20 protein-coding genes, 1 other RNA gene and 2 pseudogenes are annotated in these 24,745 nt (G+C 44.2%); 4 read left to right on the top strand and 19 right to left on the bottom strand.

Annotated features, from left to right (window positions below; all coding sequences use genetic code 11):
* Nucleotides 1-53: 53 nt before the first annotated feature.
* A complete protein-coding gene (locus E0496_RS28995; protein WP_141505309.1) occupies nt 54-719 on the bottom strand; it encodes a response regulator transcription factor in 666 nt (221 codons plus the stop codon).
* Entirely contained in the window at nt 716-5,797 is a 5,082-nt protein-coding gene (locus E0496_RS28990) for an AAA family ATPase (RefSeq protein WP_141505308.1), read from the bottom strand. Before E0496_RS28990 ends, E0496_RS28995 begins: the two co-directional genes overlap by 4 nt.
* A gap of 434 nt (nt 5,798-6,231) precedes the next feature.
* Between E0496_RS28990 and E0496_RS36280 the strand changes: the two genes are divergently transcribed.
* On the top strand, nt 6,232-6,486 hold the full coding sequence (locus tag E0496_RS36280; protein ID WP_206669912.1) for a hypothetical protein: 255 nt from the start codon (nt 6,232-6,234) through the stop codon (nt 6,484-6,486).
* Here the strand turns inward: E0496_RS36280 and E0496_RS37305 are convergent.
* Nucleotides 6,473-6,744: pseudogene (locus tag E0496_RS37305) on the bottom strand (IS3 family transposase); the annotation flags it as partial. The gene E0496_RS36280 and the pseudogene E0496_RS37305 overlap by 14 nt on opposite strands.
* Before the next feature lie 872 nt (nt 6,745-7,616).
* Between E0496_RS37305 and E0496_RS28980 the strand changes: the two are divergent.
* A complete protein-coding gene (locus E0496_RS28980) occupies nt 7,617-8,885 on the top strand; it encodes an IS110 family RNA-guided transposase (RefSeq protein ID WP_141505306.1) in 1,269 nt (422 codons plus the stop codon).
* A 304-nt stretch (nt 8,886-9,189) separates the two neighbouring features.
* Here the strand turns inward: E0496_RS28980 and E0496_RS28975 are convergent, their stop codons facing one another.
* On the bottom strand, nt 9,190-9,939 hold the full coding sequence (locus E0496_RS28975; RefSeq protein WP_241675029.1) for an HAD family hydrolase: 750 nt from the start codon (nt 9,937-9,939) through the stop codon (nt 9,190-9,192).
* 140 nt (nt 9,940-10,079) lie between these two features.
* A complete protein-coding gene (locus E0496_RS36740; protein ID WP_241675037.1) occupies nt 10,080-10,259 on the bottom strand; it encodes a tyrosine-type recombinase/integrase in 180 nt (59 codons plus the stop codon).
* 529 nt (nt 10,260-10,788) lie between these two features.
* On the opposite strand from E0496_RS36740, the gene E0496_RS28965 reads away from it, so the two are divergent.
* On the top strand, nt 10,789-11,691 hold the full coding sequence (locus E0496_RS28965) for a phosphotransferase (RefSeq protein ID WP_141505304.1): 903 nt from the start codon (nt 10,789-10,791) through the stop codon (nt 11,689-11,691).
* Between the two features lie 194 nt (nt 11,692-11,885).
* On the opposite strand, the gene E0496_RS28960 is transcribed toward E0496_RS28965, so the two are convergent.
* From E0496_RS28960 to E0496_RS28930, 7 genes and pseudogenes are all read right to left on the bottom strand, one after another.
* A complete protein-coding gene (locus E0496_RS28960; protein ID WP_141505303.1) occupies nt 11,886-12,281 on the bottom strand; it encodes a nucleoside 2-deoxyribosyltransferase in 396 nt (131 codons plus the stop codon).
* A 425-nt stretch (nt 12,282-12,706) separates the two neighbouring features.
* Complete coding sequence (locus E0496_RS28955) at nt 12,707-13,054, bottom strand: DUF805 domain-containing protein (RefSeq protein WP_141505302.1); 348 nt, start codon at nt 13,052-13,054, stop codon at nt 12,707-12,709.
* Nucleotides 13,055-13,611: 557 nt separating this feature from the next.
* Entirely contained in the window at nt 13,612-14,517 is a 906-nt protein-coding gene (locus E0496_RS28950) for an AraC family transcriptional regulator (RefSeq protein WP_141505301.1), read from the bottom strand.
* Between the two features lie 362 nt (nt 14,518-14,879).
* Nucleotides 14,880-15,473, bottom strand: coding sequence for a hypothetical protein (locus E0496_RS28945; protein ID WP_141505300.1), 594 nt, complete (start codon nt 15,471-15,473; stop codon nt 14,880-14,882).
* A 176-nt stretch (nt 15,474-15,649) separates the two neighbouring features.
* A pseudogene (locus E0496_RS28940) lies at nt 15,650-16,498 on the bottom strand (IS3 family transposase); the annotation flags it as partial.
* Nucleotides 16,486-16,830, bottom strand: coding sequence for a helix-turn-helix domain-containing protein (locus E0496_RS28935; RefSeq protein ID WP_141505298.1), 345 nt, complete (start codon nt 16,828-16,830; stop codon nt 16,486-16,488). The gene E0496_RS28935 and the pseudogene E0496_RS28940, both read right to left, overlap by 13 nt.
* Before the next feature lie 382 nt (nt 16,831-17,212).
* On the bottom strand, nt 17,213-17,473 hold the full coding sequence (locus tag E0496_RS28930) for a hypothetical protein (RefSeq protein ID WP_206669901.1): 261 nt from the start codon (nt 17,471-17,473) through the stop codon (nt 17,213-17,215).
* Nucleotides 17,474-18,603: 1,130 nt separating this feature from the next.
* On the opposite strand from E0496_RS28930, the gene E0496_RS28925 reads away from it, so the two are divergent.
* A complete protein-coding gene (locus tag E0496_RS28925) occupies nt 18,604-19,875 on the top strand; it encodes an IS110 family RNA-guided transposase (RefSeq protein WP_141505296.1) in 1,272 nt (423 codons plus the stop codon).
* A gap of 396 nt (nt 19,876-20,271) precedes the next feature.
* Here the strand turns inward: E0496_RS28925 and E0496_RS28920 are convergent, their stop codons facing one another.
* The 7 genes from E0496_RS28920 to smpB all read right to left on the bottom strand — a co-directional run bounded on the left by E0496_RS28920 (nt 20,272) and on the right by smpB (nt 24,692).
* Nucleotides 20,272-20,670 (bottom strand): DUF5071 domain-containing protein, encoded by a 399-nt coding sequence (locus E0496_RS28920; protein ID WP_141505295.1) that lies wholly within the window; start codon nt 20,668-20,670, stop codon nt 20,272-20,274.
* A 200-nt stretch (nt 20,671-20,870) separates the two neighbouring features.
* Nucleotides 20,871-21,656 (bottom strand): nucleotidyltransferase domain-containing protein, encoded by a 786-nt coding sequence (locus tag E0496_RS28915; protein WP_141505294.1) that lies wholly within the window; start codon nt 21,654-21,656, stop codon nt 20,871-20,873.
* Between the two features lie 252 nt (nt 21,657-21,908).
* Nucleotides 21,909-22,343 (bottom strand): hypothetical protein, encoded by a 435-nt coding sequence (locus tag E0496_RS28910; RefSeq protein ID WP_141505293.1) that lies wholly within the window; start codon nt 22,341-22,343, stop codon nt 21,909-21,911.
* A gap of 215 nt (nt 22,344-22,558) precedes the next feature.
* On the bottom strand, nt 22,559-22,861 hold the full coding sequence (locus tag E0496_RS28905; RefSeq protein WP_141505292.1) for a hypothetical protein: 303 nt from the start codon (nt 22,859-22,861) through the stop codon (nt 22,559-22,561).
* Between the two features lie 86 nt (nt 22,862-22,947).
* Complete coding sequence (locus E0496_RS28900) at nt 22,948-23,370, bottom strand: hypothetical protein (protein WP_206669900.1); 423 nt, start codon at nt 23,368-23,370, stop codon at nt 22,948-22,950.
* 215 nt (nt 23,371-23,585) lie between these two features.
* Nucleotides 23,586-23,950: a transfer-messenger RNA gene (ssrA, locus tag E0496_RS28895) on the bottom strand.
* Between the two features lie 262 nt (nt 23,951-24,212).
* Entirely contained in the window at nt 24,213-24,692 is a 480-nt protein-coding gene (gene smpB, locus E0496_RS28890; protein WP_141505290.1) for an SsrA-binding protein SmpB, read from the bottom strand.
* Nucleotides 24,693-24,745: the final 53 nt, after the last annotated feature.

The raw sequence follows: 24,745 nt of genomic DNA, 5'->3' as shown, positions 1-24,745 counted from the left end.
GTGACCGGTGTCATCAATTTGTCATTTGACAATATGGTATATAAAGGGAAAAATTACTCTTTTAGCAGCTCCTGCAGACGCATAATCGCCTGCACTCGTTCGCCTACCTCCAGCTTGCCATACAAATTGCTGATATAATTTCGCGCTGTTCCCTCCGTCACATGCATCGCTCCCGCAATTTCCCGATTGCTCAGCCCCTGCAGCATCAGCCCTGCAATTTCACGTTCACGTTCGGTTAGCCTCAACTGATGCGATCCGCCAAAATAAGTCCCTGTCTGCTTATGGCTGTCTGCCAATTCGCTAGCTCTCGCAGCCAGTCTGGCGGCTACTGCCGTAGGCAGCACAAACTGACCTGCGGCAATGTCGCGGATCGATGCAATCATCCTGTCCCCGTCCATATCCTTTAGAATATAACCTTGGGCACCATTCGCCATTGCTTCCAGAATATATTGATCCTCCAGAAAGGTTGTCAAGATGAGTATGGCCGTATTCGGGCAGCTTCCCCGAATGATTTTCAAAGCTTCGATGCCGTTCATCGTCGGCATCCGAATATCGAGCAGCACGACATCAGGATGCAGACTGCTCGCCAGATCACAGGCCTCCAGTCCGTTGATCGCTACACCAACCACCTCCATGTCTTCCTCTAGATCCAGGATGGTTCGAAGCCCTTCGCGAGTCAGCATTTGATCGTCTGCAACAACAATCGTAATAGGTTTCATTGTCCACCCCTCCCTCCATACTCCGCTTGATAGGGAAGCGAGATTTGCAAAACACAGCCCTCTCCAGGTTCTGAGGTCACACTCAGCCTTCCGCCATGTTGCTCTACCCGCTCCTTCATCGCTGTTAAACCAAAGCCCATCCGGATTTCGGATGCACCGTTTCCGTAATCCTGCAACCGGAACAGCAGCAAACTTCCATCATAGGTAAAGGAAAAAACAAAACCCTTACTGCCGCCATGCCGAATGCCGTTTGTTATCCCCTCTTGAAGCGCATGATAAATCACCTTTTTGTAAATAAAAGGAATATCCGGTATGTCGGAAATATCCACTTGCACCTGCAGGCCTGTTTGAGTAAGCAGCTTCCTTGATGCCTCGGCAATATCAAAGTCATTGCCCGTTTTCAGCATATGCACCGAGCCCCGAATTTCACTGAGACTATGTCTGATCAAATCCTGCGCAACCTGAAGACGGCTGAGCGCTCCTTCGCGATCCTCCTTATGAAGCAGTCGTTTGCCGGCTTCAATCTGTAGAATTGTAGAGGTCAAGCCGTGTCCGACAACATCATGAATATCCTGGGCTATGCGATTACGCTCCGCAAAAACAGACATTTCCGCCAGGGCTGCTGACGTTTCCCGCATTGATTGCTCCAAGCTGACAGTCCTTTCCCTTACCTGCATCTCCAGGCTGTCCTTCAATGCTTGAATGCCGGAGTACAATTTAGCATTTTCAAGAGAAACCGCGCATTTCTCGCTAAGAAGTTTTAACACGTCCAGCTTTTGTGGAGTAAATAGGCCTGAAATTTGCCTATTATCCAGATAAAGAACGCAAAGCAGCTTCTGCTGATGAATGATCGGCATGCACAGCACCGATTTTATCTGCTTTTCGCGGACGAGTTGCACACGTGAAAACATGCCGACTTCTGCTGCATCTTCTAGTACGACTGTCTCTCGGGTTCGTATGACATAACCGACAATTTGAGCAGGAATAAGCTGATCTGCTTCCTCCATCGGAATCTCGTTTAGCCCAATCTCTTCTTTCGTACCATAGGCTTCCACCTTCCATCCGCTATCACTGTCCATCAGCAGCGCTCCAAACTCCGCACCTGTGCTCTGCAGCGTAATGCGGAGCAAGGTTTGCAATAAACCGGACATTTCCATCTCAACAGACAGAGAGTGCAAAGCTCTCAGGACGAATCGTTCATCGAGCTGCTTGTTTCCCGCATCGTACGAGTCTCCAAGCAGTTCCCTATACAAACTGGCAAGTTGTGCTTGTTTGACAGCAGCCCCCCACATCCCATAGGCTTCATAAGCTTCCCTTATATATTGACCCGCACGAGAATATTGTTTTTCCTTTAAAGCAAATCGTGTATAACACTCCGCGGCTATTCCCCAATTATGATAATGTTTATAAAAACGCGATGTCTCAATGGATTGCCTATACATTTCCCCGGCTTTACGTGTCTGACCGGTTACACGCAGCCATTCTGCTCGCACAAGCATGAATTTATCCATATAGTTAATCGGGCATCTACGGGCAAAGCGGTGAAGCTTCCTCATCAATTGCCGGATGCGCCGGACATACTGCCGACGAAGCGTCTTATCCACATCATCATATTGAGCCAATAAAGTCAACGCCTCATAAAAGTGAAGAGCAGAAGGCTCCAAAAAGGCATCCTGATGATATTTGACATGCTGCCTGATTCGTTCGATACAATACTCCGCACGCTCGTAATCACCGAATATATAGCTTTGTATTAAGCCAAATGTCCATAGACCAGCGTCTGAGCTCGTCTCATTTCTGGCATCAACTGCCTTTTGGACTTCCCTATCCATGTACTCCTGGTCAAAACGGTGATAAATATCGTTTGAAGATTGGTAACCTGTTAAGCGCACAGCAAACTCCGACAGCATAGATACCTGGAACCAAAAATCCCGTACATTATGCCGAGCAAAATCATGCGACCGTGCCTGCAGGCGTTTATAGATATCGGGTAACGGCTGCCCGAACTGCATCATCAAGACATTGTGCAGCATCACGCTTTGATTGCTCTGCCACAAATCTCCCGATTCCAGTCCCACTTTGCCTGCATGTTCTGTAAATTTATCCATAAAGTTGGCATCATACTGACGCCAGCTATCATAACAAAGCGAATAAGCTGTAAGCGTTTTGACAAATAAATGCGGATAAGGCTTCGCCACCAATAAAGCGGCTCCTCCCCATTCCGTCGCTTCCAGGTGCCGACGAAATTGCAGGGACAAAATCATCGCATAGCCGACAAAAGCAATAGAGGATTCGGGGGCAAGCCCGTTATCGATCGTCATTTCCAGCATCGTGATCGTAACCGCGATCCATCCTGCCTTATTCAAGTAAAAACAAGCATTGGAAGCATGGGCAAGTACAGTCATTATCGCCTTCTGTCGTTCGTCCGTCATGGGCGCAAGGTCTATAATTGAAGTTGGCGAATATCGTCGAAGCTTCCTTCTGCAAGTTATCCATTTTTTCGCGATACCCATCCATGATGGTTTAAACATATCCTTTATTCCAAGCAGTTGCAGAGCCTGCCTGGCCAGACGCAAAACCTCCTCGTGATGATTCTGGCTCACTTCATGCTGGATAAGCATCCGATATACGACGGCTCGATCCCAGTCGGACCTCGAACGAGTCAGTAACAATTGACAGGTTTCATTGGCCAGCTCAAAACGCGTGCTGTAATGAGCTGCCTCCGCCAGTTCCTGATAGAGCTGAAAGGTTGAAGGATAATGCTCTTCCCAGTCGTGTTCCAGAACAAACGAAGCAGCTCGCAAAAAATAGTCGAGCGAGCTTTCATAAGCGGTTGCCTGCTTTGCTTTTTGGCCAGCCTGCATATTCAACTTTTTAAGCTTTTGCTTAAGCAGCGGTTCGTTTATCGTGATTGCTGCCTGATTGAGATAACTAACGGCCTCAAATAAATAACGATCGCCGTCCTCCGGCATCTTTTCCACAAGCATCCAACCGATATCCGCTAACTGCAACAGTCGTTCGTTCTCCCCGACCAACTCTGTGGCAGTCTGGCGTATGCGATCGTGAAGAAATACGTATGCATTCTCGACACCTGAAGTCAAATGGCGCTGAATGAGCCCCTCCTTCTCCGCAGTTTGAAGGGCTTCTTCCAGCTGTTCCGGCAACCATGCAAGCAGGACAGCAGCCCGATCCAGTGTAAAGATACGACCAAGATGCGCAGCCTGGCTGAGAGCCAATTTCGTTTGCTGGGGTAAACGCGTCAGTCGGTCAGACAAATAGTCCGCGACATCCTCCGCCAGCCTCAGCCCTTTTACCCGTTCCAGATCACAGTGCCAGCGCTTGCTTGCTCCATTAAATAAAAGAAGTCCATCATTCAGAAGCTGCTGAAAAAAACGTCTGAGAAATAGGGGATGCCCTCCCGTCTTGCGGAGCAACTCTGCTGCAAACGGCCCTAGCTGCCCTTGCGACAAATCCAACGTATCTTCCAGCATATCTTGCAAATCGTCTCCATTCAGTTCGCTTAGCTGAATATTAGTAATCTGCTTACTCCGCTCGTTAAGCTCTGCCTCCATCTTCGACATGGGATGCAGTGGCCCCCATACCGTATTCCGAAAAGCACAAAGTACCATTGTATGCTTGAATTTGCCCTCGTAAGTGAGCATGTGATGCAAATAATGCAGGGAGGCGTCATCCCCCCATTGCAGATCGTCAAAAAACAGCACTAACGGCATTTCAAACTGACCGAACAGTTCCAAAAATCGATCCATGACCGAATACAAACGGTGGTGGGCCATGGAGGAAGCAAGCTTGGGCACGGACGGCTGCTCCCCAATCAGCCCTGACAAATGAGGAGCAAGATCCAGAAGTAATCCGCCATGACCCTCTACAGCCTCCAAAATGCGTAACTTCCATATATCGATATCCATGGTAGAAGCCGTAAGCAGATAATCCGTCAGTTGAGTGAAAATATGGGACCATACTTCGTAAGGAGCCGTGTTGTGCCCCTCATCAAACTTCACCGATACAAAAATAGAGCCGTCCGGCATCAGTTTCTCCATTGTTTGCTCCACAAACGTCGATTTGCCAATACCGCCGCCACCGCTTAACCACACCATCTCGAACGAGCCATTAGCCGAACTTTGGTAAGCCTCTCGCAATTGTTTTTGCTCGGCGTCTCGGCCATACAAATGTCCGGACAATTCAGGCGGTACTGGATTATCGTCCAGAGCTGGTCGAAATAATTCAATATCACCCTTTTGCTCCAATTGTCGCAGGCATTGCATTAGGTCCTTATAGACCCCTCCTACGCTGGAGTAGCCTGGCGTTGGCGTTAGTTGCGTACATTTGCTTGCAATGATCGAAATCATCTCGGGCAGCCACTTGGTTGCAAAAAACGATTTTACGACCTTTGGCTTCTCTTGCGTATCTTGATGTTCGAGCCGAGGGTCTCCCGGCAAGGGCAAGCTCCCTTCGAACCAATGATAAAGAGTAACGCCCAGAGAATACAAATCCGACTGAAAACCAAGCTTTCCTCTCATTTCGTCCATGGCCTGTTCAGGCAGATAGGATAGGAAAGCATTGGGCAGCTTTTTCATCGACACGGCTCCCAAGCCTCCGCCATTGCCCAAATCAAGCAGCCTGGCTTCCCCCGTTTCCGGATGAATAATGAAATGACGAGGCGTAATCATGCCATGGAACCGCTTTAGCCCATGCAGCTCATGTACGGCATAAGCCGCCGACGCTGCAATCGTTAGCAGCTCATTTAAACCGGGCCTCTGTCTCCGATCGGCAAGCAGATGTTCCATCGTTCTGCCAGGCGCATCATCAAACAGCATGATCGGACGCCCATTGACGACCCGAAATTCGTAAGGCTCGACTGCGCCTCTCCCTTTTAGTTGCTTCAACAGGTCAAATTCCCGCTTCATACCACGAACGAGACGGGTACGAGGTACTTCATCCGATGTTGTTTTCGCCAGTACACGGGCTTGATCGCTTTCCCGTATCATGCGTATTATACGGGTCGATCCGAAATTCGCCACGTTCTCCAGCATACGGAAACCATCCAGATCCAGCACCATGTTTCCTCCTCCAATACCACTCCGGTTAAATGTTACCCATTAGTATAAATCATAGTTCTGCTCAGAAATAGTGAAAGTTGTCATGTATTTTATCATCATTTGATCGATTACCATAATTCATGTAGTAGTAAAATTAGTTTAGCTCGAGTCTGTAAAATATGCTCATATGATGAGGTTAGAATAGCTATAGCCGGGGAGGACGATAAAAGATCTGGGCAATTAGTCCGTTTCACAAACTGTCCACCTGCTATTGTGCAAACCATGATTAGGCTGGTTGAGACCTCAATCTCGAATAACACGCAAAGCTATGGACATGGAATGGTTAATAGGATACGGCAAACTTATTCAAATAGGAGAATATACGAGACCTGTCATCGGAATTGATGTGTCCAAAGGGGAAATCGAAGGGTAATTATCTGAGAATTTTATCCGTGTTGCAAAAGAAGGACTTTGAGTCCTATGTTCAAGCCCAGCTTAATTTTCAATCCATCCTGGATCAGCTGTTCTCGTTGTACTCAACCGTATTGGGTCAGGTATTTTCCAGAACTTCTCTTGAAGTTCTGCGGAAATACCCGACACCAGAGCGTGTCATTGCAATTAAACATATCGAAATTGTGGAGATGATTCATACTGGATGGTTAACAGTAAATCAGACCGTTTTTCAAGGGCTTCTTGACGATACTGAATAGGCGTCAGACAGCCGAGCGTTCCGTGAATCCGATGCTTGTTAAACCCGTTCACAAAATCATATAACTCGATTTCCAAATGGCGAAGACTCTGAAATTCCATCTGAGTAACGAACTCGGTTTTCATGACTCTATAGGTCGCTTCAGCCACCGCATTGTCATAGGGACAGCTTTTTTGCTAAGTGAGCGACCAATCTTAAAGGTCTCTAGAAGTCCATCGATCTTGACATTTTTAAACCCACTGCCACGGTCGGTGTGAAAAGTAACAATATATGTGCTGGATGAAGGCGTAACTCAACAAATAATGCGGCTGTATACAGGTAAGGGGCGGTGTTGAGATAGAAATCTTAAAAAAAGGGAATACCACACCCAAATGAGGTTTCTTTTGCAATGGATGATTAGCACCGCGGTGTTTGAAGTGTAGATTCAATGCTCGGAAGCTTATTCTATCGTTCCTCAGGCTGTTACTACCTTCTATAATTAATGAAGCACAAAAAGCGACGATAGAAGTCGCTTTTTTAATAGATCAATTATCTCAAAAGAAATGCATCTCTGCCCTTGCCATCCAGTTCATCCGAACATCCCAACAGTATTCGGGAACAGGAATTAGAATACTCCATCGACAATCGGTAATCTTTTGTGGTAAAATCCGAATTTCTCGTTGGCAGAGCTGGTTTTTTTCTTTTTCGAGCAACAATTCACTTCATTTCCTCGCTATCTAATGCCCCACCGCAACGTCCCCATTCCGAGATCCCTCGGATTCATATCCACAAACGCCACGAACCAAATAAGAAAGCCAATATCTAACCACTATGTATACCAAAAAAGCAAAAAAGACACCTGATACGGTGTCTCCTCTGGTAGGTTTGGTGGAGGCGAGGGGGGATCGTACCCCTTTATATACAGAATTTTTTCTCAGTACATTCTCAATACAAACAGCCTTTTTTCGAAACACGAAAATAGCTTTACGTGCCAGAATTATAGTACTGCTGCATAACTCACTGAACTAATGTTCTCGGTTAGGATTCCTGTAGAGCGTTAATTTTGCCCTTTGCATTAAAACGAGCGACTCCGGTACGATAGGGTAGTCACGGGTCATAGCCCTTTAGCCATCTTAAGGAGGTCGCTCTATCTTGAATTTTAAAGCTCAAACCAAACAAAATCAACTGCTCGAACGCATTTCAACCCAGCACCTTGTCGTCGGCATCGACATCGCCCAGCAGTCCCATGTTGCTCGCGCTGTCAACTTCCGTGGAATCTCGCTCGGCACTCCGCTTCACTTCTCGAACAACGATATAGGCTTTAGCCAGCTGCTGCAGTGGATGAAAGATTTGCAGGAAACGCACACACTAAACGATGCCATCATCGGTATGGAACCAACCGGCCACTACTGGCTCAGCCTCGCCGCCTCGCTCAAAGAACGAAGCCTCGAAGTCGTGTTGGTAAACCCTCATCTCGTCAAAAAGAACAAGGAAAACCGAGATAATATTCCCTCCAAAAGCGATATCAAGGATGCCTTGGTTATCGCCGACATGGTGAAAAACGGCTACTACACGGTCATTAAAGATACCAGTGAAGTGTTCATAGAACTGCGAGTGCTCATGGCGAATCGAGAGAGCATCGTCCATCGTCTCGTCAGCGTCAAGAACCAGATTCACCGTTGGGTCGACATTGTGTTCCTTGAGCTGCGGCAGGTATATAAGCACCTCATTGGCTCCGGGTCGCTCGCCACACTGCGTCTCTTTCCAACGCCTGCCGATCTTCAAAAGTTAACCATTCGCCAGGTAATCGACGGCTGGAAAACAGTCATGAAACGGCATAGCGGTGAACGAAGAGCTGGTGAGCTACTGGCGCTGGCAGCTCAGTCGGTCGGCGCAAAGCATGCAGAGAAAGCCTACAAACTTCATCTTCAACAGCTGCTGGCTGAATATGATCTGGCTATGGATCAGTTGCAGGTCATCGAGGATGAAGTCGCGGGTACATTGGTCCGGATCCCGCTTGCCGAGCCGTTGATGGCCATTAAGGGTATGAGCATCCTGTCAGTCGCCGGCATTCTGGGTGAAGCTGGCGATCTCAGCGGATATGCACATGGCAACGCGTTGTTACGGCATGCCGGTCTCAACCTAGCTGAAAGTTCAGGGAAGTGGAAGGGCCAAATGTCCATCAGCAAACGTGGCCGACCAAGACTTCGACATGCCCTGTTCATGGCAACCATGGCCCTCATTATGAACGATGAAACGTTTAAACGACAGCACGATGTGAATGTAAAGACGAAAAGCATGAAGCCAATGCGCTCCGTGATGAAGCTTTGCGGCAAGCTGGCTCGCATTCTAGTTTCCATAGCACGCAGCGGTGAAGCTTACGAACCGAATCGAGTTCTTCCTATGAAACAGATTGCTTAATCGCTTCACGCTCCGCACAAAACTGGCTTATTCGCAGGATTTCAAGATTGCACGGAGTACCGAATTGCATTAAACAAAAGGGCATCGACCCGTACCGTTAGGAATACCGGCCTCCACCCTCTGGATAGGCGTAACGAAGGAATGAAAGGGTATTGACCCGTTGAGAAATGGGAGTGAAAGCCTTCGGAGGTTACGTGGAGCAGCGTGCAGTAAATCAATAATAAAGGAGCGAAAACTCGCCCCTTCTGTTCCCGTATGCTCGCCGGATGCCCATTTAGACGGCTCTCGCCCCATTCTATCCGGCTTACGATTTATCTTCTGGTGAAATCCTGCGAATAAGCGAGCATTCGTGAGAAAACTGCATCGTACCGAGGGAGCTTAATGGCGCAAATAAAGAAGTCAATTCCTGTAACGAATTTACGATGTAATCTGGGGAATAATTTTCTGGCAATACTTTATTTTTTCGATTAATCCAAGCAACCTTAATTCCTGCATTTTGGGCACCTGCAACATCACTAGAGAGTGAGTCACCAACATGTAGAACCTCTATGGGGCTAAGATTATATGCCTCAAGGGCTTGCTGAAACATCTCCGGTCTTGGCTTATAAGATTTTACGTCCTCACTGGTAATAACGTTTTCGAATGATAATCCGTTATGATTAATTGCGGATAGAATATCATTTCGGTCGATGTTTGAGAGGATTATTTTCGGGGTACTGATACTCTTCAAAAATATATTTGTGTCCTCAAATAGTTGGGGAGCTTGCCAGTGATCATATAAAATTTCGCTAAGTTCTCTTGGATTTTCAGATGAGTTGTAAAAGGCAATTGTATCCTCTAAGGAGTGAAGTTCGATTTCACGTTGAGTTCTAAAGTTATCACCATTAGATGAATTGAAAGTTTTTGAAAAAGAATCCCACCAATATTTTCCGATGTCCTTGGTTGTAGTTCGAGTTGAAGTTGATATCAAAATTTTTCTGCATATTTCCTCAATAAACACATCATCTTCGTGTACGAGTGTACCGTAGAAATCAAGAAACACAGCTTTATACATAATAACCCAACACGTTCCTTCTTTATCTCTTTATCGCTGTACCGTTTTACCATAGTAATTCATTCGTATTAATTTGTATATATCTATCCTGCCCTTTAGTTTAATAGCGGATCGTTAACGCAATCCGCTGCTAATACAAGCTAAAAGAATCTGCGGTAAAGTTCTCTCCGGCGTTCGCCGCGGAGCTGAGCATAGATTTGTGTGGTTGATGCTTTTTCATGACCTAACATACCTTGGATGAAATCCAGAGGTGCACCGTTATCTAGTAGCTGGCAAGCATAAGTATGTCTAAATCGGTGCGGATATACATTCGATTCGATTTCTCCTCGATCTGCAAGCTGTTTTAAAGCCCATCAAATCGTAGGAATGGCCATACGCTTAATGGGTTGGGTTTCCGTCACAAATAATGCTTTACAGGTATCTTCACGACTGGCGAGATACTTCCTTAGCCATATCTTGCACTCAGTCGTGAAGTACACTTCTCTCTGTTTTGAACCCTTGGTTTGTCAGCCTCATATGACCGCCACAACTCACTAAGATTCATAACAAAACCTCCCATTTAGAAGCTATTAAATCTAGTTTGCTTCTTATGGGAGGTTTTAATCTGACCTTTTTGATCTAGCGTGTCCCGTTAGTTCAATCATTACTGAGCATATTCACGTAAAAAAAGCCACCACCCGAAAGGTGTTGGCTTCTCTATATCGATTCAATGGAGTCTCTGAATTTGCAAAGACCTTATCCAACATCATAACAAAACGCACAATATAAGTCTATATTTATAATGGAAAATCTGAGACAATTCTATATGGGGCCCCAATCAACGGTTGATTAAAGGAGAAAAATATTCGTATGATCCCAACCAAGTTTGAAAAGTATCGAGAGTTATTCCCCATATTGGATCAGTCAACCAATTGGCTGTTACTTCGAAAGTGGTCTTTATCTGAGGTATACCGGTTTAAACCTACAAATGGTACCACCATGATCATTAAATGGAGCTCCGGCGATATGGCACGAGAATCCTCCATTTACAATGAGTTACTATCCCCCCTTCTTGTTCGATCGCCGCGCATTTACGGATATTTCAATGATGGTAATGCCGGTATCATGCTTATGGAGGATGTCGGGAAGTCTAATTTGGAGCAAGAACCAGATTCCGCATATTTCATTGAAGCAGTGAGAGAGCTCGCACGCTTTCGCTTAACCGCAGCAGCTTCAATCCAAAGAGGAGTACTATCGACTGAGGTGCTGCGGCAATACACAGTGAACTCTACCGAATACCTAGAACAACTACAGGATTTAATTCGGTACCCGGGGATAAAGAACAATAATACGTTGCAAACGGCAGTCACTTGGCTGCCCGAACAATTGAAAAGATTGGATCAGGAAATCCCACTTACCTTGATACATAATGACTACGCCTCGAAGAACTTGGTAGCTCAAAATGATCGAGTCATGCCCATAGACTGGTCCAACACTTATTTGGGCAGGCACAGCGGTGACCTTTATTGTTTAGTTAAAGAAACAGAAGAAAAAACTTCAGTGTTCAAAGAGGCTGTCTTACTAGCCTATGCAGCGCAGTTTCATCCTAATCCGACGATTGAAATGATCCAATGGCAGTTACGGCTGGGTGGAATATGTTGGCTCATCCACACTTTGAGTTGGCTAATTAAGGGTGGTATTGACACAATCCCTGGATCAGAAGCGTGGGTACCTGGGCTTGTCGAAGAACTAGAAGAATTACTTGATACTTAGAATTTCCATAGCTTTAAAAGGTTAATGCCCATTCCATTCTTCAACGAAGGCCTGCCTCTATATCGGTAGGCCTTCTCGTCGTGATACATTTTGACACAGGCTATTGAACTTTAATGCCCGTTAGCTCAACGAGGCTGCCGATTTAAGCCGGCAGCCTCGTCTTTATGAATATTCAGCTATAGTTCTCCGATAACTTAATGATGCGGGTATTCAAGACAGACTGAATTTATCAAGTCATCTAAGGAGCCTATCCTCTGTTCAACTGAATCTACATGATAAAACGTACATGTGTTTCCGATGTCATTTAGTTCATTTGTTGAGGAGTACAAATAAATTTTCTTTCCTGCTCCCAGAGCAATTCCTAACTCAACATGACTCCCTTTCCCCGCTGGGATCATGACAATTACTATATCTGCAGCCAAGACCCCTGAAACTTCTTCATGGCCAATATTACGGAGTTTGGTGATGGAGTCTATGTTCGAATGTGTTGTCCAGTCGTACGTTTGTTGAAAACCACGCGCTTTTAAATTCTCAGCGACTTGCCGAACGTTTTCTATGTTTTTGAGACTGGACGCTATGTACACTTTCATTTCGTTCCCCCATTTCGGCCTTCTAAACAAGCAGTTATATATTAGCATGTATTGGGAGTATCCTGCCCGTTAGCTCAACGAGGCTGCCGATTTATGTTGGCAGCCTCGTTCTGGTGATTGTTAAGCTATAGTTCTCCGATAGCTTAATGCTCTCGTCGTCTGCTATTGCTAGTTCAGTCTACCTAGATCGTATATCTATCCCATTATTTCTCTTGAAGTTTGCGACAACCTGTTCTCCAAATCCTTCACTGTTTTTAACCAAATTTCTTGCTGATCTGAGTCTTTCCATATTTCCGCCAGTTCAGATCCCTCGATTATTTTAACTAGTGCACGGTGAGCATCTACCAGCAGATTACTGGTGCTAGTCCCCGCAGCATTCTTCTTTTGTATCGGGGAGTGAATCCCTTCTTGTTTTACGGCCTATATTAGCCATGCAGTTTGGGGTTTGCCCCATATTTATTAATATTCTCGCCTTCCAAGAATGAAAAGACCAGCAGAACGATTGTGCCAATAAACGGAACCAACCCAATAAAAATCCATAAGCCGCTTTTTCCGATGTCATGCAGCCTGCGGACACTGACCGCTATGGACGGTAGAAATACGGCAATGTAGTAAATACCCGATAAAATGCCAGGTATGCCTGCTAGCGATTCAATGATGAGAAGCGCCGCCGTTATAAGTGCATTCATAAGAAAAAACATCCAAAATTCCATGCGCCTCGCTCTGCCATCCAAATTCACATAATTTTTCATTGCTTTCATGTACCACTGCATTTCGATTCCACCCTACTGTTTTAGTAGACAAATATATTTTTCAAAATTTCATCTCTCTATTATATCGGTAGATATTGGATTAGAATCAATATATATGGGAATGAAATTAGCCGGTTGGTTATCAGGGGCTGATGTGGGGATTGCACGGAGTACCGGATTGCATTAAACAAAAAGGCATAGACCCGTACCGTTAGGATTACCGGCCTCCACTCTCTGGATAGGCGTAACGAAGGAATAAAAGGGCATAGACCCGTCGAGAAATGGGAGTGAAAGCCTCCAAGGTGCGTGGAGCAGCGTGCAGCAGATCAATAAAAAAGGAGCGAAAACTCGCCCCTTCTGTTCCCGTATGCTCGCCGGAAGCCCATTTAGACGGCGCTCGCCCCATTCTATCCGGCTTACGATTTATCTTCTGGTGAAATCCTGCGAATAAGCGAGCATTCGTGAGGAAACTGCATCGTACCGAGGGAGTTTAATGAACCATGATGAAATGGTCCTTGTGACATCTTCGAGTTAAGAAAACGCGGTGACCGGTTAGTTGGTAGCCGCATTTTTCCATTCTATCCCTCGACTCGATACCATAGTTCACAATATTCATAGCCATCTACGCTTGTACCATACATCTCGAAGTTGCCGCCATCTAAAATCGTAAATGTTGATGTTTGCAGCCATTCCGAAAATATCCGATTCTTCAAAGACCGCAAATCATACTTGCCGCTGCCATTCCCATCATGTAATGTTGAAAATACTGCCCACGTAGATGCTGGAACATCAACAACTGTATATCCATTCACCTTGCTATCGACCGCTTTGTAACACCCGATCAGATAAGGGAACGTCGTATTGTTTGTGAATTTATAGGAATCAAATGAAAAGACAGCTCCAAGTTCCTTGCTGAAACTGCCTTCGTCTCTCCAATCCCCGCTCACCGACTGGGATAAACGGTCCAACTCACCATTTTTGCTGATGATCTGCCAAACCTCGGGGATCGATATACCCTCCTCGTTGGCAATAGTTTCGTAATGGTAGATATCCTCCAGCCCATAAACTTGAAAAGCATCCCGTTTTTCAATCCGATAATTCATTCCGACAACTCCCTTTAATATGATTTGAAAGGAGATGCGAGGAAAGGCTCTTAACTCACTTCCGGCATTTCGCGCTAATGTAGGTGTCATTCCATGCAGATTTTGAAATGCTCGTGAGAACGATTCAGGTGTTTCATATCTGTACTTCAAGGCAATATCCGTCACAGTGTTCTTTCTGTTCTTTAAATCAAATGCAGCAAGCGTCAGCCTTCTGCGCCTGATATATTCGGACAATGGGACATCAAGTACAAATGAAAACATGCGTTGAAATTGGTTAACCGAACATAAGGCGATTTTAGCAATTTGGTCATAATCAATATCTTGTTCTAAGTTGTCTTCAATATAGCTGACAGCTCGATTCATTCGCTCTAGCCACTCCACGGCAATCCCTCCTTTCGTAAGAAGCATATCATCCGGTAGTTTATGTCGCCTGACTTTCCGTGCAGGATAATATCAGGTGGTAATCATCCGTATACAGAAGCCCTGTTTCCTAAATAGATCCCAGTCTTTATTAGTTTGAAGCGTCTAGTAATGCTTTTCCACTCGATTATCCCCTGTCATTAAGTCTGTCTTAAATCCTATCATATAACCACTTTTTTAGTAGCCTCGTATTAAGGTATTCGTGAAGATATTAAAACTAACCTGCCCCTTAGCTCAACGAGGCTGCCGATTTATGTTGGCAGCCTCGTTCTGGTGATTGTTAAGCTATAGTGTCCCGTTAGCTTAAACATGTGATGTACAGGTTATCGTAAAGACTTCCCATAAGGTTTCAAATATTCACGCATCAGCTTATTGGATAAGGCTAGGGCCTCTTCTCGTGTTGTTGCGGGGGCAGATAGCATCTTTCCATTCTCAGTGTTCCAAACGGTCTGAAGATTTCCATCTTCGGATTCTGACTGTTGATTGGGCGTTGTTATAAGGAATGTTACTTGACTAAAGTCTTTGTTCGCGAATATAGAATGTGACTGGTAAATTTCAGCTCCTACAGTTGTTCCCCGTTCGTCATAAAGAAAATAAGGATAGGCTGTTGAGCCCCAGCCGTCTCTAGAAAAATGAATTTCTATATTGCGCTGATCCTGAGGCACTGGAATTTGTTCACCCACAATTCGTACTACACCCTTAAATATTCGCTCTCTTTTCAAGCTCGTATGCACCTTGCCCTGAATTATAACAGTTGCAGGCTCTATCCCCGATTTTACATCTTCGTAACCTAACTGATACTTAACGCCAATCAGCTTTACATCAATTGTGCTGGGGTGCTTCACATACATGACCCAGATTGCGCCAATGACGATAATAATCAAGCTGATTGATACAATCCATCTTTTCGTCTGCAACTAGCTTCATCCCTTATATGGAACTAATTTACTTTCCTACCTAATTCATACGATTAATATAGCCTTAAGTTGCGCTAAACTGCCAGTTAGCTCAACAAAATTTGTCTTAACGAAAATAACAAATACAAAAACCCGACCTCTGGTCATACCCCTGTCAAGTAGACAGTTAAAAAAAGCTATGCTGTCAGCGCGCACCGATATTCAATTGGTGCGCGCTGCTTCAGTTTAGATTGATACCGCTGGTAGTTATAAAAGTAAATGTACTCTTCCACAGCTTGCCGAATTTCTGTTCCTGATTTACACTGTTGGAGATACAACTTCTCTGTCTTGAGATGCGAAAAAAAGGATTCGATGCATGCGTTATCTAGGCAGGTTGCTTTGCGAGAGTGGCTGCCTTTAACGCCGAATGCTTCTAAGCGCGTGTTGTATGCCTGAGACGTATATTGGAAGCCTTGATCCGAATGGAGAACGGCTTCTGAAACGTCTCTTTTTCTTGTCCACTCTTCGACTGTATCGAGCACGAGTTGCACATCGTTGCGCGAAGACAACTGCCAAGCGACAACCTCATTTTTGAATAAATCTTGAATGACAGAGAGGTAGTGGAAGTTCGTGCCGTCGGATATGTAGGTAATATCCGTGACCATTTTTTGTGAAGGTGCTGTGGCATGGAATTCGCGTTTAAGACGGTTTGGGTACACGACCGAGGGCGTGTAATTAGACTGTCTTCGCTTCCTTCGAATAACAGATTGAATGGACAGTGCCTTCATGAGTCGCCATACCTTCTTGTGATTAACGATGTATCCTGCCTCACGTAAGGCTATCTTCATACGTGGGTACCCGAAGTAAGGGTGTGTGAAATGGATGGCCATCATGTGCTCTTTAATCTCATGATCCCGGTCTTGTCTGTCATCACGCTGAGGCTGCGTGGATCGCCATTTGTAATAGCTGGCTCTTGGTATTCCTGCAAGGGCTAACAGGCGTGTAATGCCATGCAGACAGCGTAGTTCTTCGACTATATTATAGTTGTCTCGCTGACCTGGTGCTTCTCCTTTACTAGATTTGGATAACGCTTTTTTAAGTAATCTACCTGCGCTTTCAGATAATCTCGTTCTTCCTCAACGGTACTGAAGATCGTGCGAGGACGTCCTGTAAGAGGGTGAGGTATCTTATCTGCGCGCACGTCAAAGGCCTCTCCGTTTTGCCATTTCTTCACCCATACCTTCAATTGGCTACAGTTTCTAATTTCAAACTTTTCAGCCACTTTCTTATAGCTGGATGATCCCTTCATGTACTCTTGTACCGCAGCCAGCTTAAATTCTTCTGTATATTGCTTAAATGTTTGTCCCTTTTTAGCCATAGAAAAATCCCCTCCAAGTTCACTCTTTCCTTCATGATAACATGAGGTTTTTTTTGAGTGTCTACTTAAAGGGGATAATACCACCTCACGAGGTCGGGTTTTTCATGGTATTGGTGGAGGCGAGGGGGATCTCCCCCCTTTATATACAGAATTTTTTCTCAGTACATTATCAATACAAAAACCTTTTTCTTAAAGACTAAAATACCCTTACGTGCTGGAAATAATGGATTGCTACATAGTTCGCTGAACTAACGTTCCCCGTTAAGTAATGAACCTGCTAATCAATTCATTTTTATAAATTAGAAAGAGCCACCAAAGCCCTCTTACGTATACTGAAGAGGGCTTTTACAAGGAGTGATGAAGCTTTACCGTTATGCAGATACTAGAGCTTCTGTAGAACATACCATACTGTGTACAATGCAAAAGCAAATATGGAAAAGAATACTGCAAGCAGCGCCCCTCTGACAACCCTCTGCCATCTGATACGGAACAACCCGTAACATCCACCATACACAATCATTCCGGCAGCAGCTCCCTCCAAAAAGACGCTCGGTGCCCGCAGGAGAACAATATAAAACAAAACACTTATCCCTAACAAAAAGTAATTCATCCACAGAAACGCAATTCTGCCTTGCTTTTGCATCAAGCTTTTCCCCCTCCATACAGTCTGCCGCGTCATGCGCACAATCTGTATGTCTTCTAGATACGAGGATTCATTTCCTTCTATTTCCTTTGGTAGCGCAGTGTGTTTCAATCTGAAAAATTTAATCCAAGTCTAGAAAAGAACAAACTCGTCACCGCCTCTAATTGTTCACGTCGGCCCTTCGTGTATCGAACTCCAACCGAAATTGAAGGACCAAATGCGCATACTCTACAGACTGTTATTTTTTTAACAACAGCCAGTCGACTGCAATTCTAAGTAAAGTACTAGAGAATACAAAGGGAATAGCTAGGATCTGGAAAGTGAGTTGGAAATAACTTCTTACTTCCTCTAAATCAGTACCAATTTTGAAATTAGGAATCATTTGAGTAAATAAGCTAAAGTCATTAATAAGTTTTCCAGTTACAGCGCTTATTGTTACAATGACCACAAAAATGAATCTGATTATATCCAATGCGATCTTAGAGTGATCAAGGAATTCTTTACGAGAATGCTTCCTGTTAATAAAATACAACATGAAGAAGAATATAATCGTAGTCAAAAAAGTGAAAATTAAAAATAGGGGTATTGAAATACGTAGTTGTAATCCGATTAAGAAGTTTAAGCTAAAGGGTACTGTGAAATAAGTGAAAAAAGCCATAAACAAAATTTGATTACTTTTAAGAAGTAATTTTGGCTTCACAATAAGTGTGAAAGGTAAAATTATCAGGTAGAGAAAGAAATACATAGGTTGTTTATCTTTAATAATAGAGTAGGCAAACACTGTTAAAAGAATAAGGTTAAATGAAAGTAATAAGTGTTTGTTAAAGATTAAATACTCGATTTTTGAAGGGAATCGAAGCACCCTTATTAATAGGTCAGACATTAAGTACTCCTTTGAATCATTTAATTCACATATATTTTGTATCGGCAAAAGTTGAGGTGTATTATATACTTTTTTCAATATTTCCGTTTCTAATTCCTATACTGCCGCTGTTTTATTGAGCTAACGTTCCCAGTTAGGATTCCTGTAGAGCGTTAATTTTGCCCTTTGCATTAAAACGAGCGACTCCGGTACGATGGAGTAGTCACGGGTCATAGCCCTTTAGCCATCTTAAGGAGGTCGCTCTATCTTGAATTTTAAAGCTCAAGCCAAACAAAATCAACTGCTCGAACGCATTTCAACCCAGCACCTTGTCGTCGGCATCGACATCGCCCAGCAGTCCCATGTTGCTCGCGCTGTCAACTTTCGTGGAATCACGCTTGGCACTCCGCTTCACTTCTCCAACAACGATGTCGGCTTTAGCCAACTGCTGCAGTGGATGAAGGATTTGCAGGAAACACACCAACTAAACGACACCATCATCGGTATGGAACCAACTGGTCACTATTGGCTCAGCCTCGCCGCCTGGCTCAAAGACCGAAGCCTCGAAGTCGTGTTGGTAAACCCTCATCTCGTCAAAAAGAACAAGGAAAACCGAGATAATACTCCGTCCAAAAGCGACATCAAGGATGCCTTGGTTATCGCAGACATGGTGAAAAACGGCTACTACACTGTCATTAAAGATACCAGTGAAGTGTTCATAGAACTGCGAGTGCTCATGGCGAATCGAGAGACCATCGTCCATCGTCTCGTCAGCGTCAAAAACCAGATCCACCGTTGGGTCGACATGGTGTTCCCCGAGCTGCCGCAGGTATATAAGCACCTCATTGGCTCCGGCTCGCTCGCTACACTGCGTCTCTTTCCAACACCTGCCGATCTTCGAAAGTTAACTGTACGCCAGGTAATCGACGGCTGGAAAACAGTCATGAAACGGCATAGCGGTGAACGAAGGGCTGGTGAACTACTGGCACTGGCAGCTCAGTCGGTCGGCGCAAAGCATGCTGAGAAAGCCTTCAAACTTCATATACAACAGCTGCTGGCCGAATATGATCTGTCCATGAATCAGCTACAGGTAATCGAGGATGAGGTGGCGACTGCCCTGACCCGTATTCCGCTCGCCAAACCGCTGCTCGCAATAAAAGGGATGAACATCTTGTCTGTTGCCGGCATTCTGGGTGAAGCTGGCGATCTCAGCGGATATGCACATGGCAACGCGTTGTTACGGCATGCCGGTCTCAACCTAGCTGAAGCAAGTTCAGGGAAGTGGAAGGGCCAAATGTCCATCAGCAAACGTGGCCGACCTAGACTTCGGCATGCCCTGTTCATGGCAACCATGGCCCTCATTATGAACGATGAAACGTTTAAACGACAGCACGAAGTGAATGTAAAGACGAAAAGCATGAAGCCCATGCGCTCCGTGATGAAGCTTTGTGGCAAGCTGGCTCGCATTCTAGTTTCCATAGCCCGAAGCGGTGAAGCTTACGAACCGAATCGAGTTCTTCCTATGAAACAGATTGCTTAATCGCTTCACGCTCCGCACAAAAACTGGCTTATTCGCAGGATTTCAAGATTGCACGGAGTACCGGATTGCATTAAGCAAAAGGGCATAGACCCGTACAGTTAGGATTACCGGCCTCCACCCTCTGGATAGGCGTAACGAAGGAATGAAAGGGCATTGACCCGTCGAGAAATGGGAGTGAAAGCCTCCGGGGGTTACGTGGAGCAGCGTGCAGCAGAGCAAAAAAAAGGAGCGAAAACTCGCCCATTTTGACGGCTCTCATCCCATTCAAACCGGGTTACGATTTATCTTCTGGTGAAATCCTGCGAATAAGCGAGCATTCGTGAGAAAACTGCATTTTACCGAGGGAGCTTAATGCCCCGATGCATAAATATGGTGTTATAAGACATTGCATACTTATTAGAATAGGCTTTCATAAACTTCTCTTGCTCCCTGATCTATCTCACAAAGTTTCTCATTACGGGTCGGATTCTGTATAATTCTAAGTAGATCTGCTTTTATTAGCTCTCGCATATCTAAAGACAGTTTAGGTATTAGGAAATGAATGCATGCGAATTGCCAACAGTCATCATTGCTATTCAATACCTTCTGTATTTGCGGCACTACGTCAATAAGTTTTAATTGGGGAATTATCTTACACAGCTCTTGAGCAATTGGCCAATTAATGTCTTGAATCCATTCAAATAAATCATCCATAATTGGTCCAAGATCAGTTTCATCATGATTAATATTTTTTAATTTGTCGATTGTATCCATATCGTGCTTATGTTGTGGAATTAAATCTTTAATATCTTTCAATTAGTTCACTCCTGATTGAGGATAGTGGAAATTGCTGTGTCATATAAGAACTAATCTCCGAACTACTCAAATTCGTCGTATTTGATTTATTCGCTAATTTATTGAACTATCCTGCCCGTTAGCTCAACGAGGCTGCCGATTTATGTCGGCAGCCTCGTTCTGGTGATTATGAAGCTATAGTGTCCCGTTAGCGGAACAGTTTATAAATCGAGAACCGGAACCGGTCCGTCCATCCAGTTCAGCTGGCTATCCATCATGAACTGAATCGACCAATGATGCTCTGCCTGATACCAGTTATTAAATTCCACAATACTCTCGTACAGATTCTCGACGGCTTCCGGCGTTCGTTCTTCCAGTACCCGATGGATGTCCGCCAACAAATTCTCCGGCTTCTTTTCAACCCCTTCCAGAACCTTTAAGAACCACTTATAAGAAGGGAACAGCGTTTCGTTGTGTACCAAAATCAACCTACCTGCGAAAAAGGCATAGTGGGTCAAACAGTAGTCGATTAATAAACGATTGTTGCGTTTCAGTCCTTCGTAATAATACCATTTCCAGGTTTCGAATTGTGCATAGAACTTCTGCATGTTCTCTGCCTTTTTCTCCACCGGATATCGGGGAGCGTCTTGGACCAACTGTTCCAACCCCTCGATATTGGAATAGGTGACGAACGCATCCTGGAATGCGAACTTAGCAGGATCGCTGCCGGATTCGGCCACTTGCTTGATGTAGGAAGCGGATACAACTTTCCCGTCCACGTAACCGCCTTCATAAGAACAGGATTCCGTTTCGAAATACCCAAGATTATGGATGGAACAAGCTTTCTTGTGATCCTCTTCAGAAAGGACGATCATAATGTCGATATCAGAGGTTTCATTGGCAAAGCCATGCGCCACGGAACCTCCGATGATGATCCCTTGTACGTCGGGTCTGGCTTTAAGCTTGTTGGTGATGGCATCAATGGCAGCTTGATGATGGGGATACATAATACATCCACTCCGATAAAATTAATATAAGCATTAATTAGTAAGCCAATACGTTAATCATAAGTAAATAATATTCCACTTTTGAAATTCCCGCAATCCCCCGAATGAATCAATCGTCTTATAGATAACTGCCAGTTAGCGTAATAAAGCAGCCAATCATTGTGATCGGCTGCTTCCGTGTTTTTATTGAACTAAAGTTTCACGTTAGCTTAATCAAGGATAACTGTTAATATGACTTCGAAAACCATTCAGTCATTCTCTAAAAAATGTTTCATCAGTAATTTGGATTAGTTTATCCGTCGCTTCTTTACTTGCAGGATCAGTTACCAGCATCATAAATACATCTCTTAATTCATCTGCTCTAGATAGAACTTTTTCTTTAGATTTATCCTCTCTCAAAGAAATATATAGGTTATACAAACTAATATCCAAGTTATCATTCTGATCCTCATAAGAAGTTAATTCAGAAATAGAGGCCACATTGGAAACACTTGATAAGACGGATCGATACGTATAGTCATTCATCATCATGCTAAAACTGCCGAGAACGTTGCTTAGTTCATGCTTAAATTTTGTATCAATTGAGTTTTGTAAGTTCTGTGCCTTGGTACTCTCTTCAACATAGTTGTATCCCATGATTATGAAGCCAAGAATAAGAAGCGAGATAAGGAAAGCCCATTTCTTCAACCTGCATCACCTCTTTAATGATCTTACTCCATCTGCAGCCATCCCCAATCTTTTCAGAACAATGGGGTATCCTGTCCTGGTTCCCTAACGGCAATGTAATAGCCACCTCTATACTAACACATATTGGAAGTAACCTGCCAGTTAGCTCAACGAGGCTGCCGTTTGATGCTGGCAACCTCGTCCTGGTGATTATGAAGTTATAGTTCCTTGTTAGTTCAATATCCTGACTTTGTTTTAAAATATTCACTTAATTCTTCCCATACTTCCTCTGTTACAAAAAAGGTTTCAGCTGCTTCAAGCAATTCTCCGGTCTCGTAAAGTATATAGCTAACCATTCTTATCATATTGTCTCCAGTATATTTATCGTTCCAATCTATATATTGAACAGTATCACCAATGTCAAGTTCAATAGATTTCTCAGATGAAAAAAGCCCACTTTCATCAATATAGGATTTCGCAACGAAACCCTGTATTACATAAATCTTATCACCAGGTTTGCAATCATGATAAACACTCACCTTTTCACATTAGTCCTTGTTTTGAACAATTGTTCTTTTTTACTTAAATGATTTTACGAAACACTTATGAAGTTTAACTGAGGATATTATTTTATATTGATCAGTTCAGCGTATAGCCCCAATTGCATTTCTTTTATTCTGATTCCCACTTGGCCTTCTTCTTCAATTCCCCTAATGATAAATAAGTGATCTGCAGTACGAGTAATTACTACACAAGAAAAATCCCAATTTACAAGTTGATACTCTTTGATAAGCTGAGCTTTTATCTTAATATGAGGATAATATGACATCATATTATAATTTTTTCCAATTTGAATGACACTGTTCATAATTGTGATCTTATTGTTCCTTAAAAAGTTTTCAATTTCTTCTTCGTGGTACAAATCTACAAAAATCAATATACTTGGTGCATTCATTAATTTTTCCAACACATTGTAAATGTTGTAGTTTAGTATTTTGTAATAAGGAGAATCATTAATCACTTTCGGCTTTGTAACCACGTTGTTCACCTAATCCATTATTAATATTAATTGATTAAACACATCTCCGATAAGGAAAAGGTATTACATAACGGTTAGAGATACAATGAAATACCCCATTTAATTACCTTATCTTTTCTGGAGAAGGCATTAGTGTAACCTGCCAGTTTGCTCAACAAAATTTGTCTTAACGAAAATAACAAATGCAAAAACCCGACCTCACGAGGTCGGGTTTTTCATGGTATTGGTGGAGGCGAGGGGATTTGAACCCCTGTCCGAAGATCACGCCACACAGGCTTCTACGGGTGTAGTCACAGTTTTGATGTCACCCGAGTATCGCCCCGTAACCGGCTATACGTTGGGTCAGCCTGATTGTCTTCTTCAGCTCACCGCAGGCGGAGATGAGACAGCGTATTCCACTACTTGTTAGCCCCTAATCCAGTCACATGGACGATGCTGGGTAGAAGCACGCACACAGTTTCTTAGGCTGCGAAAGCGTAGTTTGTTTGTTGTTTGCCGTTTAATAGGCTTTAGCGTTGATGAAGCAGACGACTCCCTGCTACCCGCAACCCGCGCTCGTCCAATCCCCGTCGAATCCATAAACGCCCCCAATTTTGCATAAACGGCTAGCTGCTGGCCAATGCGACAGAAAGTCATAGTGGGAAGCACTAACGTTTAGCTCAATTGAAGCTTTAGGATTAAAGATCAGCTGCTGTCAGAAAAACTCTGTCAGGCTGTTCCGATTGTCTAGCACGAAATGCACTTGCTTTGTTGTGTTGCCGTTGCTGCTTACTTAGTATACCACGAAGGAGTGCTTTCGTGCACATTTGTTATTGGCAGCGCTGGCCGTTGTCTTCCATGGAAGAATGAGCTTAGCGTGCGACCTTCTGTTTTTCACGCAGGACACGCTGGATATCACGCTGAGCATCACGCTTGGCTGCGGTATCCCGCTTATCGTATTGCTTCTTACCTTTACCCAGCCCAATTAACAGCTTGGCAAACCCATTGCGTATATAAATCTTTAATGGTACAATCGCATACCCTTCTTGTTTAGATAAGCCAAGAAGCTTGTGGATTTGTGCCTTATGCATAAGCAGTTTGCGAGCCCGCGTTGGATCGCTTGGGTTATGCATATTCCCTTGCTCGAATGGACTGATGTGCATATTGTGAATAAACAGTTCCCCGTTGCGGATTGTCGCAAAAGCATCGCCGATGTTCGCCCGGCCGTTTCGAAGCGATTTAATCTCTGTACCTAACAGCACCATGCCTGTCTCGAACGTTTCCTCAATGAAATAGTCATGGGAAGCCTTCTTGTTCTGGGCGAGCTGCTTGCCGTCACTTTTCTTACCCATGCTAGTCACCTCGACTCAAATAAGCTAAAATAGTGGTTGCACTATTGGAGTTC

Origin of the sequence: Paenibacillus luteus, assembly GCF_006542765.1 — a bacterium.
Taxonomy (GTDB): Bacteria; Bacillota; Bacilli; order Paenibacillales; family Paenibacillaceae; genus Pristimantibacillus; species Pristimantibacillus luteus.
Note: the sequence above shows the minus strand (reverse complement) of the source record. Positions and strands in the feature narration are given on the sequence as shown.